This window comes from Candidatus Stoquefichus sp. SB1, assembly GCF_001244545.1.
In the GTDB taxonomy this organism is placed as follows: Bacteria; Bacillota_I; Bacilli_A; order Erysipelotrichales; family Coprobacillaceae; genus Stoquefichus.
This window is the reverse complement of record NZ_LN852695.1, coordinates 670,998-690,055: the sequence shown is the minus strand read 5'-3', so window position 1 is coordinate 690,055 and position 19,058 is coordinate 670,998. Positions and strand designations below refer to the sequence as shown.

The window sequence follows — 19,058 nt, the reverse complement described above, 5'->3', positions numbered from 1 at the left end:
CTTACTGTGCATTACTGATCTTGACAGCTTTTTCGTTTCCACTGCTGTCCTTTACAGAGAATGATTTTGTTTTATCAATCGTACCTGTCACAAAGAATCGCAGCCTGACACTTGTATCATCCCCATTTGTTGTATAGCTTGCAGATGTAGTGCTTGCACTTTTTAACTCTGTAACAGTGCTATCCGGTGTAAAGCCACTTGGCCAGTTTATTGTCATGGTCTGACCTGACTTCGCAACACCTATCAGCAGATCATAATAATCTTTGTGATTTTCCAACTGCAGCTCAAATGTGGATGAGTTTTCTATAAGTGTAAACACAGCACTGATTTCCTTGGAATATCCATTCGATGATTCCGGGACTGCCGTAGCTTTTATCTGAATTTTGTTGTTGGATGGTGTTTTTCCTTTTGGTACAGTAATCAACAACTGATCCGTAACGGTCTGATCCGCTGACATTGTAAAAGTTGTATTACTTGTTACATTATCTCCATTCAATGATGCCGTCACGTTTGATCCCAGCTCAGATATTTCGAGTTTATAGGACACATCCATTTCTGATGCTCTCAATGAGTCCTGAAAATTTCGAATGTCCACAATGAAGCTGTAATCTTTATCTCTGTTCCAGTTCTGCATCTCATAAGGAGAATTGTTCACAGTCAGATAATCACTTTCAAAATAAAAACCATCCGGTCTGCCTATGATCTTATCTGAATTCAACTGGCTCATATACTTTGCCAGAGTAAGACTGCCTAATGTGAGAACAATCAGCACTAAAACAACAAGTATCCTAAGGAGTTTTTTCTGTATTGCTTTACTATTGTATTTTTTCTTTCTTTTCATGCAATGCTCCTCCTTTAACTTGTTTTCTGTTCCATCAGCACTTTTATTTGTACATAGTCAATTTCATTTGTATAGGTACTTTCACTTGCAGAATCAGGCCATGTAATCTTTAATTTCCATGTATCTGTTTGCTCATTCAAGTTAAGAATGTTATCTTTATAATCTGTTTTTACATTTGCTGTAGCTTCTTTCCAAGTTGATCCATTATCTTTTGATAACTCAAATTTGAATGGAATGTTCTCAGCAGTTTGAATCATGAATTCATAAATCTGTGCAACTTCTGCTGTTTTGTTATCTTTGGTATTTGACACGGTAAATTCAATAGTTCTGCTGTCATTGGGATGAGTAGGAATGTCATCACCGGTCAAGGTAAAAGTAGCATTATTCTGATATAAGGCAGTCGTTGCAGTACCCTGTCCCTGTATGGAGGAAGTGTAGCGTGCAAGTGTCACAGCACCCATAACCAGCAGTATGAATACTAATCCGATTGCTGTTTTCCTTAATGTTGTCCTATTCCTTTTCATTTCCTGCACCTCTGTTTCTTCCTGTCGCTATATACCAGATTCCCATGATGATAAATAAACTGATGATTCCGACTGGTGACATCAGCCACATGACCAGATAGCCAAGCAGCGGTATCGTCAGAATCACTTTCCCTAATATCTGTTTCTGCTGGACTTCTTCTGTATCTGCCACATTGTTGGCGTCGCCTTTTGTTATGTATCGTTCCCTGTCTATGCTGATGATTCTATGTGTAATGACGCTTCCTTCTTCCTGAAAGGATATAATATCTTCCATTTCATAACTGCTCTGTTCTTTTGTAATGACGATGCTGCCAACTGGTATTACAGGTTCCATGGAACCTGTCAGAACTGTCTTGTAGTTATAGCCCAGAATGCCGGCAGTTTCATCATGAACAATGAGTTTGTTGTATGCCTGAATGCCAAGTATGATGATCAGCAGACATACGAGAATACCAAGCACCAATGTTCCGCCTTTTGTGATTATTTTTCTCATTTCTCTTTTACCAGTTCTTCTACACGGACACCTAGCTTGATTTCAAACTTTGACTGATTCTTTCCAAGTTCTGTATCTTTACTATTTGTTTTATCGAATGGCCATTTCCATTCCAGACGGTATAGCTTTCGATTATCTGTACTCTTATGACCAATGGTTCCATCTGCAGAAAGCGTCAGTTCTCCATCCTTCAGACTCTGCCATTTCACATTGTCATCTACCACACTGTCGATGCTCTGAATTTCAGACAGTCTGTATTCCAGTGGAAACTCAACCTTTGATACCTTTTCAAGATAGATCTTTACCGAGAGATTGGTAGAACGATTGTTTTCCAGACAGAAGATGTAGCTGCCTTCTGATCCCGGCTGTATGACAGGCACATTCTCACTGTTTATCTTTCCTGTATCAAAAAGGTCTAGTGCAGTTAACGGTGTTGTCACATTCCATGGACTTGTCCAGCCTGCCTTATTGTTTCCTCTCACGGTATAGCCCTCTGGAGGGGAAAGTGGATCATCAGGCTCTACTGGCGTATCCGGATCTGTTGGCTTGTCTGGATCAATCGGAGTATCCGGATCGACTGGTTTATCGGGATCCGTTGGTGTGTCTGGTTCACTAGGCACGATTGGCTCTACATCACCATCCGGCTTCACATTTGACGGCTTATCCTTTGGTATCTCATGAGTAGTTCCGTCATTACCATTCGTGACTTCATCTCTTTCATCGTTGATTTCTACATCATCCTTAGGGAATACGATCGTTCCGTCCCCCTGTATCACTGTTCCATCTTCCAGTTTGACGCCATCTTCAGGAATGCTGATGATTGTATTGTCCGGCTTCACCATGTATGGATAATGCACGATATTATTGTTTTCCAGAACAACGGTTCCTGATGGCAGTACGATCTGTCCATCATCGACTTTTAGCTGTCCATCCTGTGTAAAGACATTTCCTTTATCTGTTACTGCATAGCTGCTTTCCGGTATCAGCAGAAGCTTATCTCCATCGACCTCAACTTTCAGTTCCAGGTAGCGAATCGCTGCTGATAAATGGACAACATATTCCCCGTCCTTATTCTTCGTGATATTGAAATTCTGTCCCTTCTGTTTCTGTTCCACAGATATAAGTGCTTTTGCTATGACATTACCATCCTTATCAAGTACCGATAGCGTATGTTCTGCAGGATCGACATCTTTGAACAGAAACCATCCATTCTCATCTGTCTTTGTTTCCATGACGTCGGAATGCAGCTGTACACGACCGTTCTGATAGACTCTTCCATCAGAATACATAACCTGACCGGATACGTGTATATTACGTTTCTCGACAGGATCGATCGTTATGGTATCGACAGTAGGAAGCTCCTCTGTATGATGATTCAGCATGAGACTGACACCGACACTGGAAAAAAGTAAAAGCAACAGTAATAAAAGAATCAGTTTTTTATGCTTTTTCCCTTCATCCTGTTGATTGATCTGTTCAGTTGTACTTTGATCTTTCAATTTATCATCCATAATCATTCTCCTGTTCTTTTTCCCTTAGCAAAGCTCACAGAGTATTCTGTGGGTTTTGCTAAAGGGCAGTGCTGGCACAGGACACTGCTCCCTAGTTTTTGTGCCTTGATCTGATATAAGATACTGACCGTATTTATGACCCTGCTAACTGTGTTGCTTCTACCTTGACTGTGAAATTGACTGTATTCGCTGCTTTTCCATCTGCTGTATCAGCTGTGTTTCCTGTTTTCTTTGCTGAGTCATCATTACCTGTTTCAAATGCCCATGCCCATGTGATATCTTTTTGTGCTTTTGCATCCGCTGCAGTCAGAACACCTGTTGATGTATCTACAGAAATATCCTTTGACATGAAATCTACATAAGTATCGTTTGTGAAATCTGTTTTTCCCTTAGTTACACCATCACATGTGATTTTGAAATTCGTTGGTAGTTCACTAACATCATCTACCTTGATACTAATTTTGAGATTTGTCTTGACTTCAGTGCCGCTCAGATCATAGTAAAGTGGAACGGTCCCAGTACTGCCTGGCGCGATTCTTTCTTTGGCAATAGTAGCGGAATTATCCGTCTCTCCTAATTTAAAAGTTGTGATTGATTCTGCACCTTCTGTACTTCCTGCCTTGAATGCCCATTTTGCAGTAACCGCAGTTCCTGTACCTGTTACCTCACTGGCATACTTCGCAAGCGTTCCTCCGGAAATGCATGTCGTTACCAGAGTCAGCGCAAAAGCTGCCATGCCTAATCGTCCGGCTATGCTTTTCTTTCTTTTCATTTCTTCTTTCCTCCATTTTTTTCTTTTATATGTAAACATCATCCAATGTTCTGTGCCAACCTATCAGATGTGTATTACAACGATTTCATTTCATCTATTCTGTCTCTTCTATCTGCTGCTTCTCTGCCTTCAGCTTCGCTAGTTCTGCTTCCAGTCTTTCCTTTTCCTTCAGCTGATCCTGCAGTGCCTCATTCTCTTTCCTGCTGTCTTTTCTTCGCTTGAAGATGTCATACAGGATATAGAGCGCAAATGGGATTCCCAGACATACCAGCATTCCCTGTGTGCTCTGCATGAACATCAGGATATTTCCCAGATTGGGGATGCGAAATCCCTTATAGATACCCTGTATCTGTTCCGGATACACTGCCAGTCTATCCTCTACATTGTTGTAGTCTCCCTTTGTCACATAGGCTGTCTTTCCTTCATGCTCCGTTACGCTGATGATCCTGTGCGTTGTCGCCTTGCCTGATACCAGATATGTAATGACATCGCCTTTTTGCAGGTTCCCTGTATCTTCTGCTTTTTCTATGACGATGACATCTCCTGCATCAAAGGTTGGTTCCATGGATCCTGATAAGACGATCGCAGGCCGATAGCCCATGAACCCCGGCATATTTTCATTATCCTGAAATCCATTAAAGATGATTGCAAGATTGACAACGATGATCGGTATAAATATGATACAGGCTATGATTCCTATCACGCTGGATGGCTTGATTCTTTTCATTTCTTCCTCTCCTTCATTTTCTTTAATTCGATAATACTTTATCCTGCATCCACAGCTTTTCAAACTGCCTGGATTCCATCGGCCTGCCAATCAGAAAGCCCTGTCCGATGTCACAGCCGATTCTGCTGAGGTATTCTAATTGTTCTTCTGTTTCTATGCCTTCGCAGATGACTGTCATGTCGATCTCATGTGCCAGCTCGATTGTCTTCTCTATGATCGAACGGGAACGCTTATTATTTTCTATCCCGTCAAGCAGGCACTTATCTATTTTCAGAATATCTGCTGATACGACACTTAGGAAGTTGAGGGAGGCATACCCTGTTCCAAAGTCATCGATAGCCAGCTGAAATCCACGCTTATGCAGATTGGATGCCAGCTTCAGCATTTCGTCCTGCTGTTCTACGAACGCTGATTCTGTCAGTTCAAAGGCAATGTCCTCATGAGGAATGCCATATCTGTCCACAGTTGAACAGAAATCTTCGAGATATGCTTCATTTTCTATGTGCAGTCGGGACTGATTGATGGATACTGGCTTCAGTTCCAGTCCTTCATCCATCCACTTTCTCATCTGTCTGCAGAGCAGTTCCAGCATATGGAAGTCAAAGCTGATGATCATTCCATATTCCTCAAATACCGGTATGAAGTCATTGGGCGGGATAAGTGTTCCGTCATCTTTCTGCCATCGGCACAGCGCCTCTCCCGATATGATGCGATGTGTCTGAATATCAAACTGAGGCTGTATGTATAATTTATATTCATCGTTCTGCATCGCTGGGATTGCCGATTCCAGAAGTTCATTCTTCTGGATCATATTATTCATCATTGCATCATCATAATAGACTGACCGGCTTCCTGTGATGTTCTTGGGAACGCTCTGCTGGGCGATCAGTGCCTTGTCCAGCATGTCAATGACATGCTCATGTCGGATGTCCTGCGGCAGATAGATGCCTGCAACAAAGCAGATGTCCATGTTGATCTTCTTGCTGATACGCCTGTCAATGAGCTTCGTTCGTACCTTCTTCTCTCGATACGACATTTCATCCTTTGTAAGGAAACGATAGGTCATCGCAAAGATGTCCTTCTCTATCCTTGCGCATGTTTCTCCCTCCCGGCATGTCTTTTTCAGATTCTTCGCAATGTTCTGCAGTACCTTGTCTCCCATGCCATATCCATGAACCCGATTGATATAGCGGAAGTTCTTGATGCCAAACTTGATGATGGCATACGAATCATCAGGATATTTCTTGAATATCTTTTCTGTATCATGGATGAATCCTGTCATATTGCTGATGCCTGTCAGCGGATCGGTATTGACAGCATTGCTGAGTCTTTCATTCATCTGTGAATAGGCCGACTGCGCTGCCTCGATATTGAAATAGTTATGTTCCTTCAGGTCGGTATCCGCTATGGAATTATGCACATGAATGACCTTCCACAGATTATTATCCTTATGCCATACAACAGAAAATCGCAGAGGCATCTTCATCACGCAGGAAGCATCCGGCAGGGTCTTAGCAGTCAGCGTTACCATGACGATCCCCAGATCACTGCTGATCTCAATGCCATGAAACCATGCATTCTCTATCAGAAAATATCCGTCATAGATTCTGGATTCCTCCTCAAAAAACATGACTGCTTCTTTCTTACTGCTGCATATCTCATTGACTCCCGTTCCTATCCAGCTGATTTGATCCGATAAGAATCCTGAAAGTCCTGTATAGTCACGCTTGATGAAATATAATTCCGCCAGGCGTTCTGTCAACACCTCAAGTTGATCCGTTATTGTTGTCGCCACATCCTATCACTCCTGCCATCCTCATTGTGTTCATTTTGACAGAGCGTTCTTTCTTTTATAATGCTCTATCACCATTTCATTTGCCTGTTCCTTTGTTATCGGTTTTCCCCTATAGTAAAATTCAATCTCCTGATCCATATTAACCAGATGTGCAACACCGGCACTCCGATACTGCTCATGTGTAAACATATCCGGCAGTCTTGCCACGATCTTTCTTTTCATTGATTTCCCTCCCATTAGCAATGATTCAGCCAATCCCTTACATCGTTATAGCGCTCCTGTGATACCGGTACTCTGATTTCATGTTCCAGCATCAGCTCATAGCGTGCTAAAGACTTCGTATGATAGCGATTGACTAAGTAACTCTTATGTACTCGCTTGAACATATCTTTGTTTTTTTCAGTCAGCTTCTGTTCAAAGTCAAGCAGCGTGATGCGTCCAAAGACATCGTTCTTTGCAAGGTGGATGATACAGTTCATATCAAACGCTTCACAGTACAGGATGTCATGGATATTGATGATATGGTATCGGTTCTTCTGATCCTTAATGGTAATAGACCCATTTTTCTTAATATCACGATTGACCAGCATTTCAAAATATCCCTTTGTATATTTGCCTATCTTATGCGGGAAGATCTCACCCTCCTGCAGATTGTTCATTGGATTGGATACATGGATATGCATGATGAGGAGCTCATCTTTCATCTTTTTCCATACGAAAGTGATCCTCTGCATATCACTGTAGATCTCACCAGATGTGCATGTTGTATGACCTGTGTGTCTTCCTGTAATAACACATTCATGCGTATCATTGGATACGCACACATAATCAAAGGCGGTTAGTTCAATATCCGGCAGTTCCTTTGATTCCTTTTTGAGGACTTCGGCTATTGTCTGTTTACCGACATAAAATTCCTCTGCACAGGAACCGATCCAGATACAGCTTCTATGTAAATATCCAATTGCAAAATCATCATCCTTTCGGTAATGACGGATCATGATCTCCTTAGTCAATTCTATACAATGACTGATGTCTTCCTTTCTCATACTCTATCTCCCTCTGATTTGAACAACATAATGAGTATTATGTTGTAGACCCTATCCAGACAGATAGAATATACATGAAAAAAACACAAAAAAGGCATCACGAATGGATGCCGATTGAATAATTATATGACAGAAAGCTTCATCAGGAATCAGTATATGTTTTTTTGAATATGCCGTTTTCATGGCTTTTTTGCGCTCTTTTTTTCAGCTTTATCATATTTATATCACATAAAAAGTGATATAAATGAGGTTTCCCCAAAATATTTTATTGTTTACCAATATCTATTGTTGAGGATGATGCAAAATGGTAAGATATTTTATGTAAAACGGTTACAATTTTACATACATGGAATTGTTGCCTATATTTTTATGATAGAGAACCATACAGAAAAACGGCGATTTAAAAGGACTTTTGCCGATATGAAAACATTCTACAACATAATACTCATTATGTTGTATTTTTATGATATTGCAAAATCCAGATTATTATTCGACAACAATCCCATCCGATCGAGAATATTCTGACATTTTTTCAGACATGTTTTTGTATAGATACGTGTTGTTTCAATACTGGAATGACCAAGTATATCCGCAAGACGGACAAGGTCTTTTTCGATGGCATAAAAAGTGAACGCAAAAAGATGGCGTAAATTATGTGGGTACACCTTTTCCTTATCTACTCCTGCCTTTGCACACAGTTTCTTCATCATAGACCAGATATTACTGCGATCCAATGGATTTCCGTGTCTTGTAACAAAGGCAGGTCCACTACTGATATGACGCTCCTTGCAGTATTGCAATAATGCTTTTTTTAGTTTTTTTGGAAAAATAATTTCTCTGATTTTTCCTTTATTATGCACACAGGCTGAACCTTGCTTCAATGCCTCTACTGTGACATACTGATGTTCACTCACACGTATTCCAGTCGCACAGATTGTCTGCATCAGCATGAATAACTGCATGTTGCCGGCTGCTACTGCTGTATTCAGCAAACACTGATATTCCTGCTTTGTTAAATTGTATTTATCATTTTGAAAGATTCTTTTTTGAATCTTTTGTAATTTTACTTTACACTCACTAAGTCCCATGTAGGCAAGCAGACTGTTGACTGCTGTCAGCATACTATTGGCACTCGTTGCCTTATATGTCTCTAAAAGCGACTGCTTAAATGCAATCACGATTTCTTTTGTGATTGTCTTATTCTCAGGAAGATATTCATAAAAGTGATGAATATCTCTCATATATTTTTCAATTGTCGCCTTGCTGCGTTCTTCTTCCATCATGAATATCCTGAATCTGCTGATTGTTTTTTCGGTTAGTATGACTTTCTTCATCTGTTGCATTCCTCACTTTGTTAAATGTTGGTATATTCTCAATATTAGCATAATCCCCATGACAATACTTCTGGTAATTTTTTCCAAATGTATAAAATAACAAATATAAAAAGGTTAATGAGAATTTTATTCCTACAATAACCTTTTTGATTTTCATAATTTATAATATAGAGATTGTCCCTGTGTTTCAATCATTTGTTTATCCTAGAAAATGTTCCAAGATTCTCATTTAACAATTAAATGTCTTCCTCAATTATATCTATAAAATAAAACTTGTTTTCCTCAAATATTTTATCTGCATATTTTGGATATTCTTCTTGTATAAGCACATCAGAAAATTCAATAATTTTCTTCATACCATATCCATTCATTAATCTTTATTTTAATTGCTTTGTTATTCATAGATTCTTCCATGAAATTAATATATCAGCAAAATCATTTTTAAATACACATTGTAAAGTATGTAACAATTCATTTTGAAACCATCTTTCTTTACTATAACGATAGTTTAGAATATCATTATCTTCTTTTCGTTTTTGAAAATATTTCTTTCGTTTAGATGCCTCAACTTCTGTTGGATAATAATTCAAACTAATATTATGGTATTTACCAGCCTTAATTTGTTCATATAATTCAGGTTCTTTTTCAAGAATATCAAAAGTACAATCAAAATACATAATATCTGGATTCAACTGTTGCCATCTTTGACAAACTCCTGGCATTTCATAGATTTTTAAAAAGTATTCTGTTTCATCAATAATTGTTATAAGTTTATTAAATATCTCATCATCACCTAAGAAATAAGTATTCACATCTAACCTGACATCATTAATCATTCTTTCATAAAAATCCCATGCCTCTTGATTATCAACATGAAAACGTTCTGGAATCATATTATAACATTGACTTTCTTCATAAAGACTAATGATCTCTATAAGTTTTCGATAGACTTCTAATAGCTTTTCCTTATTTATGTTATGTTGATAAGTATACGTATTTTCAATATATGGTTGCTTTGTTGAAAGTCCTAATAAATAGTCAGTCGAAACATGAAATAATTTTGATAATCTTGCTATACTGTTACCATCTGGTAATCCATTATCATTTTCCCAATTGTACAGTGTCGTTCTAGAAATATTTAATTTTTCAGCCAAATCTTCTTGTGAATAATTATCCCTCTTTCTTAATTGCTTAATCTTTTCACCTGTTGTCATAGATATACCTCACTTTCTATTTCTATTATATACTTTTTATTCCTTTCGCAAAGTCAGATTCTTTAACATCTTGTTCATTATTTTAAACACAATAAAAAAGGAGACATACAAAAAGCTCCTCTTTTATTAAAAAAATACAATGACATAACATCTTTTTATATATTCAGTTACTAAATTAACCCTAAATATTGAAAAGCATTATATAAACCATCATCATTCACATCAGTTGTAATATAGTTAGCTGCAGCTTTTATTTCATCGCCACCATTCCCCATCGCAACATTGAAATGACAACATTCAAACATTGATAAATCAATTTTAGCATCACCAAAAGAAATTGTATCTTTAACATCTGCTCCAAGATATTCTAATAATACTTCAATAGCATGTCTTTTTGTAATTCCAGCTGGTCCTAAATCCCCATATAATGCAACTTCACCTTTTCCACCCCAAGTATTTGCTATGAGATGCTTAAATTCTTCTTTTGAATCAAGATGATCTTGATAAGAACTTAAAATAAAACTGATTTTATTAACATCATCACGATATAAATCCTGACCTTTTAAATGAATAAAACTATTAACAAATTGTTCAGAAAGTTCTTTAGCCTGTGATAAATTAGCACCTTTTCCTTGCGCATATTTTATCATCACTTCTGGTCCTTGTTCCAGCATATAATCATTACAATACATACCACTATTCGCTTCTAAATAAAAACCTAAATGTCTAGCATTACACCAATCAACAATATGTTGAACATCTTCTTTTGATAAACCCTGATGCATAATGACCTTTCCGGCATCTTCTACGTAGGCTCCATTACCACCAATCATTCCATCTAAATCACATAAATGTCTTTGTTCAATCTCGGCTTTAGAACACCCTGTACAAATATATACTTTATGACCATTTGCTCTGGCCTGATTAACAGCTCTTGCTGCTGATTCAGGTAATTTTGTTTCATAGTCAATCAATGTTCCATCAACATCTAAAAATATTATCTTACTCATATCATTATCCCCTTTTCTTGTCTTATTAGTTTTATTATACAAAAAACAAAACCGATTGACTACTTTTTCTTATCAGCAAAAATAATGTTTGATTCTTTTTATAAAGGAAATAAAATATATTCTTATATAGATTGTTTTTGGATATCTTTAAAACTCTTTGTATCTGAAAATAACATAATCCCATTTAAAACTAATGATTGCATCAAATGAAATAATTCCTTAAGGTCCATCTGACGATCATGGTAGTACCAATATTTAACCATTTCTGTCATAGTTGAAAAAACATAGACTTCAATATACTCAGGATAGGGTGTGTTATTTAACAAAGGATTCTTAGCCATAAATAAGGGAACAAGCTCTTGTTTTAATTTATTTGTAAAAGTTGGGAGATTTAACAATAGCATTAAAGTACTTTCATTTTGAGCAAAGATTTGAGCACACCCTGCTGAAAATTCATCAAAATCTTCAGGTAATCCATTTTGAAATCTTTCATTAATTGATTCTTTAACAAAAAGAATTGTTTCATCTTCTAAATGATTCATTAAATCATATATATCATCAAAGTATTTATAAAATGTTCCTCTATTGAGATGAGCTCTTTTTGTTAAAGCACCTATTGTAATATTTTCCAAACCTTTTTCTTTCCATAATTCAATAAATGAATTTAAAATATTTTTTCTTGTCTTCATAACCATTTCTTCATGTTTATTCATAGCGGTTCTCCTTTAGGCAACAATTTATAAATTATTGTTGCTTGAATGTTGATATCATTAGTAGTATAAATATTATACAACATGTTGTTGCTTAAAACAATATGTTCTTATAATGAAAGCGAGGAGTGATTTCATGTCAATTATTGAAGTGAGTCATTTGACAAAAGATTATGGTCATGACAGAGGTGTTTTTGATATTAATATGACTGTTTCAAAAGGTGAATGTTTTGGCTTTCTTGGACCTAATGGTGCTGGAAAAACAACAACAATTCGACATTTAATGGGCTTTTCTAAGCCACAAGTTGGAACAACTTCTATTCTTGGTCAAAATAGCTGGCAAAATGCGGCTTATCTTCAAAGTCATATTGGTTATCTGCCAGGTGAAATTGCATTACCTAATGGTATGAGTGGATCTCAATTTTTAAAAATGATGAAAGAGATGCGCGGAATTGAAAATGATGATTATTGCCAAATGTTATTGGATAAATTTGAATTAGATCCTAACATTGACACAAAGCAAATGAGTTTAGGAGTGAAACGTAAACTGGCGATTGTCACAGCATTTATGCATGATCCAGATATTTTTATTTTAGATGAACCAACCTCAGGATTAGATCCTATTATGCAACAGGTCTTTATTGATTATATTGTTTCTGAGAAAAAAAGAGGAAAAACAATTTTCTTGTCTTCACATATATTTCATGAGATTGATGCCACTTGTGATCGGATTGCGATTATTAAAGATGGAAGGATTGTTTCAGAATTTCAATCAGATGAGCTGAAAAATACAACAATGAAAACTTATCGTGTCACATTTCAAGATAAAGATTCTTATCAGCAATTTATTACATTACCTTATCAGTTTACTTCCCAAAACGAAGCTAAAAATCGTGCCAGAATTTCAATTTGTGATGAACAATTAGATCAGCTCATTCAAGATATTGCTAAATTAAATGTTGAAGATTTTCATGAAATTCCTTTTACTTTAGAACAATATTTTATGAAATTTTATAAAGAAGAGCGTGTTTTTGAGGGGGTGAAATAATGTCAGAAACGATTATCAAGGTTTCACATTTAACAAAAGACTATGGTCATAACAGAGGTGTCTTTGACATTAACTTTGAAGTGAAAAAAGGTGAAGTGTTTGGTTATATTGGTACAAATGGCAGTGGAAAAACAACCACGATTCGGCAAATGATGGGATTTATTAAACCAGATTGTGGTGAAAGTGAAATCTGTGGTTTAAACTCATGGCAACATTCCTCTGAAATTATGAACAAAGTCAGTTATGTCCCTGGTGAAATTGCTTTTCCTTCGCTTGCCTCAGGAACTGATTTTCTCAAATTACAAGCTGAGTATTTAGGTGTTGAAGATTTGACTTATATGAATCATGTGATTGAATTGCTGCAGTTAGATCCAACTGCTAATCTCAAACGTATGTCAAAGGGTATGAAACAAAAAACAGCAATTGTGGCTGCTTTAATGGGTGATAAAGATATCCTTGTTTTAGATGAACCAACGACAGGTTTAGATCCCTTAATGCGTGATACTTTCTTAGAATTAGTCAAAGAAGAAAAAGCAAAAGGTCGAACAATCTTTATGTCTAGTCACATTTTTGAAGAAATAGAAGAAGTTTGTGATCGTGTTGCAATGATTAAAGATGGTAAGATACTAGACATTGTTGACTTATGGCAGATTCGTCATTGGAAAACCAAAAAATTCGATCTTACTTTTGCGTCGCATGATGATCTTATGGATTTTACAAGTGAATGGAAAAATGTTGAAAGTATTGATTTAGAACATTATCATTGTCAAATAAAAATGGCAACTGAACTTGTTGATCATTTCTTTAAGACATTAAAAAAATATCATTTACGCTCTTTAAGAGAAGAACATTTTACACTTGAACAATATTTTAAAGAGACTTATCAGGAGGAACAGCAATGAATAAGAAAATAACAAGATTCTTTTCTAAACCATTAATGAAACAAAATATAAAATCTAATCGTATATTGATTATTGTCGTTATCCTTATTATGTGTATGATGAGTACAGTTATTAATGGGGCTATGAGTGTTATGGGAGAACAAAATAAGGATACAAATATTGAGGAAACACAAAAAGATTTTTATTCTTATCTCTATGTTTTTGCATCTTATAATGAAATGGCAGGAACACACTTATCTTATGATGATTTTATTCATTCTGAAGATACAAAACAATATCAAGTTGTTTTTGATATGATGAAACAAAAATCAGATATGGATTTAAGTGTCAATCAATTCAAACAAGTATCAGAAGATATGAAAAAATCTGATGTTCCTATTGAAACATATATTCATCAATTTGAATATACTTATGCACTTGGACAAGTAAAAGGATGTTTTAGTGGGGAAGATTTAAATATTCAGGATATGATGACCACGATGTTTGAAGTTATGGGTGTTTCTTCTGAGTTGGTTGAAAATATGAGTAATATGGATATGACAACAATGTTAAATCAAATGTATTTTACAGTTATGGGATTATTACCTATATTTATTTTGATAGTCATTATGGGTAATGCTTTGATTGTAGATCAAGTTGATAAAGGTTCAATGGCTTATGTTCTTTCTACACCTACAAAGCGTTCAGCAGTTGCTTTAACGCAAGCTATTTTTATGATTTTTGTTCCGCTTCTTGTAGTTGCGATTGTGTGTGCAACACGTATCGCTTCTTCATTTGTTTTCTTTGATGAAGTCAATGTTGCAAAGATTATTGTATCTTATGTCGGAATGTATATTCTTGTAGAAGCAATTGGCGCTATTTGTTATTTTGGTAGTTGTTTCTTTAATCGTAGTCGTAACTCAATGGCATTTGGTGGTGGTTTAACTGTTTGGTTTTTTATTGCATCATTACTAGGTATGTTTGGTTCACCATCACTTGTTGATATGGGAATGGGTGTTGAATCATTGAATATTTTTAATAAGCTCACATTAATTGGATTATATGATTTGAATTCTATAGCAACGATTGGATCAGGAGCTTTGGATACTGCTTTTATTTGGAAGTTTGCAATTTTAGCAGGTGTTGCGATTGTTTTCTATGTCGCTGGATTTATGAAATTTAAGACAAAGGATTTACCATTATAATATCTTAAAAAACACTTAAAGAGACATGTCATATTATGATGTGTCTCTTTCTATTCTTATTTTTTTATATTATATCAAAAATACATTCTTTAATAACAATATTCAATTCAGTCAATAAAATTATATATATGTAGAGTTGATGGAGTATTTTGAACTTGTTATAATATATACAAGTGAATAAACTTTTGATAAATTGGAGGTGAAAGTATGTATTCAAAGAAAACCCAAAGCAATGATGCTTATCTCCACGCAAAGCCAATTTAAACAGCGACATTTGTGTGGAGAATTGTAAGTCGCCAATGACTGGCTTTGCTACTTGACAATATTATTCAAGGAGGAAGCCGACATGAAATATATCAACGCAACGACAATTCTTCCTGATGCATTGGTTGAAGAACTTCAAAATTATGTGCAGGCTGGATATATTTATATTCCGGCTAAAGACAAGCACCATAAATCATGGGGAGAATTATCTGGATATCGAGAAGAACTCAAAATGCGCAACGAAGCAATCATAACTAAATATCAAAATGGTGTTTCTATTGATAAACTTGCATATGAGTATTGTCTATCGGTATATGCTATTAGGAAAATTATATATCAAAAAACATAGGAGTTGCTTAAAAGGCAACTCTTTTTATACTCATTACGTCTGTCTTATCTAGTATATAGAGAAATCAAAGGGATGTGATAAAATATATATATACTTTTGAATAATAGGAGGAAAACAAAAATGGTTCATTCAAAGACAATCTATCCAAGAACAGGGGATAAACAGACAATTTACCTTAAAAATGTCATTTCATCACCATATATAAAAGTGGGTGATTATACTATGTATAATGACTTTGTACATGATCCCAAAGACTTTGAACAAAATAATGTACTCTATCAATATCCTATCAATCATGACAATCTTATAATTGGAAAATTTTGTTCAATCGCTTGTGGCGCAAAGTTTCTTTTTAATAGTGCAAATCATACCTTAAGTTCATTATCAACATATCCTTTTCCATTATTTTTTGAAGAATGGCACCTAAACAAGAACAATGTGACAGATGCGTGGGATAATAAGGGTGATATCGTTATAGGAAATGATGTTTGGATTGGATATGAGGCAATTATTCTTGCTGGTGTTACGATTGGAGATGGTGCAATTATTGGAGCACGTGCTGTTGTTACCAAAGATGTAGCACCATATACAATTGTTGGTGGTATACCTGCTAAAATGATAAAAAAACGTTTCGATGATAAAACGATTGCTGATTTATTAAATATGAAATGGTGGAACTGGCCAACTGAGAAAATCGCTCAGAATATTGAAGCAATACAATCAGGGAATATGGATCAACTCAAAAATATTTAAGATTTTTTATTCAAAAAATACATTATAGCCTCAAATGACTATAATGTATTTTATTAACTTATCCTGTTTTATACAAATTTATTAAGCAATAAAAATAACAATAATTGTATATACGATTAAAGTTATAATCATATTTAATGAAATGAATGCTGATGTATAATTTCCATCTTCTTCACTTTTAAACAGTGGTGCAATCTGCATGGGTAAAGCAAATCCTGTTGGACACATAAAATAAAGAAGAACAGCTATCATGTAAATTTTATCTGCCATGAGATGTGGGAAGAAAGCAAAGAAACCAATAATAACAAATACAAATAAGATAACTCTTACAATTAATAGTTTTAATAATGATCCTAATGTACTTAAGTTGATTTTTAAATTGTAACCAATAATAAATAAAATCAATCCAACAATAGGACCCGTTACCATTGTTATGGTATTTGTATATACATCAATCAATATTGTGTTTGATAACATATTATAAAAACCTAATAAGTTTAAACCCAATCCTAAAATCACTGCAATAACAAATGAATTTGAAAATATAGTTTTAGCAAGTTGCTTTGCACTTGTATGTCCTGCACTCATTTTTGCAACCATAACAGGAATCACTACAAATGCAATTAAAGTTCCAGCCAAATCAAATATAACTGTATTGCTTGCATATGCGACTCCAACAATTGAAGTATAAAGTGGTAATGCAACATTTCCTCCTTCACATGTTGTTAACATGAAATAGGAAATATGTGAAAATTTTTTTCCAGTGAATTTTGATAATAGTTTACCAATAACCATTGTTAAGCAGAATGCAATAAATACATAGGCAACAATAAGAATTGCTGATGACTCTATTTTTGAAGTTAATAATATATTAAATATTAATATAGGAAATAATACATTGAATACTATATTATTTGCTCCTTCTTTTTGTTCTGGTGTGACAAATCCTTTAACTCTTGATATAAATCCTAACAGGACCATAAAAAACACAGGAAATAAAGTTGATAATGCTGACATATTGCCTCCTCATAATTTTTATTCTTATATACATAGAAATTCTTGTTTATAACTCTTTTAGTACCAATCGTGCTTTTCATCACGATTCAATAAATTCATTTTGTCCATTTCTTCTTGGCTTAATTCAAAATCAAATATAGATATATTTTCTAGTATGTGGTCTGGGTTACTAGACCCTGGAATAACAATAACACCTTTTTGTAAGTTCCATCTTAGAATCACCTGAACAGCTGTACGATGATGGGTATTTGCTATAGCAACAATCCTATAATCATTAAGCAGTTCTTTGATATGACCTCTACCACTTAATGGATACCACCCTTCCATAACATTACCTTTTTTATGCATATAATCAATACTTCACTTTCTTGATAATATGGACGAATTTCATTTTGAACAATGATAGGTGTTATTGTAATTTGAGTAAGAAATGCTTCCATCTCTTCTATATACCAATAACCCAATTGAACGTATCCTGTCATTTTCAATCGCCTTCTCCAACACTTTCTTCATTATCATATATATACGCTGTATCAATGAAACGATATCCACTTTTTAAAGCAGAAACAACTGAGTTGATACATTCAAGGCTATTAGTTCCTAATCCCACAATCGGTATATCATAACCACTGTTTAATTTAACTGTTAAAGTTTTTCCATTTTACCCTTAGATAAATCAAAAATAGAACTCACTCTATTTAAATTTAAACTTTCTGTCCATTGCTTTAAGTCCTGTAAATTCTCTTTACCTGTAAATCTTTTTCCTTTCATCCACTTTGCAGATTTATCCACAAGTGAATGAAGATTAATAGCACTTGTTCCCATTCCACTACTATATGAAGTACAAAATGGAATAATTGTTTTATGAGAAAAATCATAATTTTCTAAAAAACTAGAAAGAATGCGTGGTGCCTGACCATGCCAAATAGGATAACCAATAAAGACAATATCATATTCACTTATACTCTTTAATGGTTGATCAATAGCTGGTCGGACACTGTTATCATTTTGTTCAATAGTTGCTCGACTTTGACTATTGTTATAGTCTAAATCTGCTTCACTATACATATTTTGAGGAACGATTTCATAAAGCTGAGCATCTAAAGATTCTGAAATATAAGATGCAATGGATTGAGTTGTTCCTGTTGCTGAAAAATAAGCAACTAAAATTTTGTTATCGTGTGTTTGATTCTCCTTATTTATATCAGCACTAGAATAATCATTAGCACTATTTCCTCGATAACAAACATATATACTACTAAGAATGACAATTCCTATAATACCCAAAATTGTCATATATTTTAATTTGTCTTTCAATAATGACACCTCCCTAAAAGCATTCAATCCAAAGAAACAATGTCGTATTTCTATTAATGGATTGAATTTCCTCTTGTGTTAATTTCAAATCAAATATATTGATATTCTCAACAAATCATTAATTGACAGTTTAACTGTTCATAACTATGACTTTGCAATATATTTTCGTTTTATAAAGAATTCATGACGATTAATATATAATCCCATCTCCATTTTAGTTCCATGTTCTAAGACCTAAAAGAAGCAT

The 19,058-nt window shown here is 35.0% G+C and carries 24 protein-coding genes; 5 read left to right on the top strand and 19 right to left on the bottom strand.

Translation table 11 applies throughout. The features are described from left to right. Window position 1: 1 nt before the first annotated feature. The 14 genes from BN1865_RS11440 to BN1865_RS11380 form a co-directional block, all read right to left on the bottom strand. The gene (locus tag BN1865_RS11440) at window positions 2-841 is read right to left on the bottom strand and encodes a hypothetical protein (protein WP_050637370.1); all 840 of its coding nucleotides are present in this window, start codon (window positions 839-841) and stop codon (window positions 2-4) included. A gap of 14 nt (window positions 842-855) precedes the next feature. Further along, complete coding sequence (locus BN1865_RS11435; protein ID WP_157844122.1) at window positions 856-1,374, bottom strand: hypothetical protein; 519 nt, start codon at window positions 1,372-1,374, stop codon at window positions 856-858. Then, complete coding sequence (locus BN1865_RS11430; RefSeq protein WP_050637368.1) at window positions 1,352-1,858, bottom strand: signal peptidase I; 507 nt, start codon at window positions 1,856-1,858, stop codon at window positions 1,352-1,354. The genes BN1865_RS11435 and BN1865_RS11430 overlap by 23 nt, the downstream gene beginning before the upstream one ends. Next, window positions 1,855-3,369: a carboxypeptidase-like regulatory domain-containing protein gene (locus BN1865_RS18790; RefSeq protein ID WP_050637367.1), complete on the bottom strand. Its 1,515-nt coding sequence runs from the start codon at window positions 3,367-3,369 to the stop codon at window positions 1,855-1,857. The genes BN1865_RS11430 and BN1865_RS18790 overlap by 4 nt, the downstream gene beginning before the upstream one ends. A 133-nt stretch (window positions 3,370-3,502) precedes the next feature. Then, window positions 3,503-4,141: a hypothetical protein gene (locus tag BN1865_RS11420; RefSeq protein ID WP_050637366.1), complete on the bottom strand. Its 639-nt coding sequence runs from the start codon at window positions 4,139-4,141 to the stop codon at window positions 3,503-3,505. Between the two features lie 94 nt (window positions 4,142-4,235). Further along, window positions 4,236-4,868 (bottom strand): signal peptidase I, encoded by a 633-nt coding sequence (locus BN1865_RS11415; RefSeq protein ID WP_050637365.1) that lies wholly within the window; start codon window positions 4,866-4,868, stop codon window positions 4,236-4,238. 22 nt (window positions 4,869-4,890) lie between these two features. Further along, window positions 4,891-6,663: an EAL domain-containing protein gene (locus BN1865_RS11410; RefSeq protein ID WP_050637364.1), complete on the bottom strand. Its 1,773-nt coding sequence runs from the start codon at window positions 6,661-6,663 to the stop codon at window positions 4,891-4,893. 30 nt (window positions 6,664-6,693) lie between these two features. Continuing rightward, window positions 6,694-6,885 (bottom strand): hypothetical protein, encoded by a 192-nt coding sequence (locus BN1865_RS11405; protein ID WP_050637363.1) that lies wholly within the window; start codon window positions 6,883-6,885, stop codon window positions 6,694-6,696. 14 nt (window positions 6,886-6,899) lie between these two features. Beyond that, window positions 6,900-7,709: a LytR/AlgR family response regulator transcription factor gene (locus BN1865_RS11400; protein WP_050637362.1), complete on the bottom strand. Its 810-nt coding sequence runs from the start codon at window positions 7,707-7,709 to the stop codon at window positions 6,900-6,902. Between the two features lie 461 nt (window positions 7,710-8,170). Beyond that, window positions 8,171-8,989, bottom strand: a complete 819-nt coding sequence (locus BN1865_RS11395; RefSeq protein WP_232780382.1) for a tyrosine-type recombinase/integrase — start codon at window positions 8,987-8,989, stop codon at window positions 8,171-8,173. After that, the gene (locus tag BN1865_RS18420) at window positions 8,958-9,200 is read right to left on the bottom strand and encodes a hypothetical protein (protein ID WP_157844121.1); all 243 of its coding nucleotides are present in this window, start codon (window positions 9,198-9,200) and stop codon (window positions 8,958-8,960) included. The genes BN1865_RS11395 and BN1865_RS18420 overlap by 32 nt, the downstream gene beginning before the upstream one ends. Before the next feature lie 241 nt (window positions 9,201-9,441). Beyond that, window positions 9,442-10,257, bottom strand: a complete 816-nt coding sequence (locus BN1865_RS11390; protein WP_050637360.1) for a helix-turn-helix domain-containing protein — start codon at window positions 10,255-10,257, stop codon at window positions 9,442-9,444. Window positions 10,258-10,427: 170 nt separating this feature from the next. Further along, complete coding sequence (locus BN1865_RS11385; RefSeq protein ID WP_050637359.1) at window positions 10,428-11,267, bottom strand: Cof-type HAD-IIB family hydrolase; 840 nt, start codon at window positions 11,265-11,267, stop codon at window positions 10,428-10,430. A gap of 122 nt (window positions 11,268-11,389) precedes the next feature. Beyond that, window positions 11,390-11,980: a TetR/AcrR family transcriptional regulator gene (locus tag BN1865_RS11380; protein ID WP_050637358.1), complete on the bottom strand. Its 591-nt coding sequence runs from the start codon at window positions 11,978-11,980 to the stop codon at window positions 11,390-11,392. Between the two features lie 133 nt (window positions 11,981-12,113). On the opposite strand from BN1865_RS11380, the gene BN1865_RS11375 reads away from it, so the two are divergent. The 5 genes from BN1865_RS11375 (at window position 12,114) to BN1865_RS11355 (ending at window position 16,477) form a co-directional block, all read left to right on the top strand. Beyond that, window positions 12,114-13,025 carry an ABC transporter ATP-binding protein gene (locus BN1865_RS11375; RefSeq protein ID WP_050637357.1) on the top strand — a complete coding sequence of 304 codons (912 nt, stop codon included), beginning with the start codon at window positions 12,114-12,116 and terminating at the stop codon, window positions 13,023-13,025. Further along, entirely contained in the window at window positions 13,025-13,927 is a 903-nt protein-coding gene (locus BN1865_RS11370; protein WP_050637356.1) for an ABC transporter ATP-binding protein, read from the top strand. The genes BN1865_RS11375 and BN1865_RS11370 overlap by 1 nt, the downstream gene beginning before the upstream one ends. Beyond that, window positions 13,924-15,111 carry an ABC transporter permease gene (locus BN1865_RS11365; RefSeq protein WP_050637355.1) on the top strand — a complete coding sequence of 396 codons (1,188 nt, stop codon included), beginning with the start codon at window positions 13,924-13,926 and terminating at the stop codon, window positions 15,109-15,111. Before BN1865_RS11370 ends, BN1865_RS11365 begins: the two co-directional genes overlap by 4 nt. A gap of 346 nt (window positions 15,112-15,457) precedes the next feature. After that, on the top strand, window positions 15,458-15,724 hold the full coding sequence (locus BN1865_RS11360; RefSeq protein ID WP_050637354.1) for a CD3324 family protein: 267 nt from the start codon (window positions 15,458-15,460) through the stop codon (window positions 15,722-15,724). A 120-nt stretch (window positions 15,725-15,844) separates the two neighbouring features. Further along, window positions 15,845-16,477, top strand: a complete 633-nt coding sequence (locus BN1865_RS11355) for a CatB-related O-acetyltransferase (RefSeq protein WP_050637353.1) — start codon at window positions 15,845-15,847, stop codon at window positions 16,475-16,477. An 81-nt stretch (window positions 16,478-16,558) separates the two neighbouring features. Here the strand turns inward: BN1865_RS11355 and BN1865_RS11350 are convergent, their stop codons facing one another. The 5 genes from BN1865_RS11350 to BN1865_RS18775 are packed head-to-tail and all read right to left on the bottom strand — an operon-like array spanning window position 16,559 to window position 18,811. Then, window positions 16,559-17,494, bottom strand: a complete 936-nt coding sequence (locus tag BN1865_RS11350) for an AEC family transporter (protein WP_050637352.1) — start codon at window positions 17,492-17,494, stop codon at window positions 16,559-16,561. A gap of 57 nt (window positions 17,495-17,551) precedes the next feature. Beyond that, on the bottom strand, window positions 17,552-17,821 hold the full coding sequence (locus tag BN1865_RS18785; RefSeq protein WP_050637351.1) for an aldo/keto reductase: 270 nt from the start codon (window positions 17,819-17,821) through the stop codon (window positions 17,552-17,554). Continuing rightward, window positions 17,800-17,976 carry a hypothetical protein gene (locus tag BN1865_RS18780; protein WP_232780381.1) on the bottom strand — a complete coding sequence of 59 codons (177 nt, stop codon included), beginning with the start codon at window positions 17,974-17,976 and terminating at the stop codon, window positions 17,800-17,802. The genes BN1865_RS18785 and BN1865_RS18780 overlap by 22 nt, the downstream gene beginning before the upstream one ends. 2 nt (window positions 17,977-17,978) lie before the next feature. Further along, complete coding sequence (locus tag BN1865_RS18975) at window positions 17,979-18,104, bottom strand: hypothetical protein (RefSeq protein WP_255351762.1); 126 nt, start codon at window positions 18,102-18,104, stop codon at window positions 17,979-17,981. 35 nt (window positions 18,105-18,139) lie between these two features. Next, window positions 18,140-18,811: a flavodoxin gene (locus tag BN1865_RS18775; protein WP_050637350.1), complete on the bottom strand. Its 672-nt coding sequence runs from the start codon at window positions 18,809-18,811 to the stop codon at window positions 18,140-18,142. Window positions 18,812-19,058: the final 247 nt, after the last annotated feature.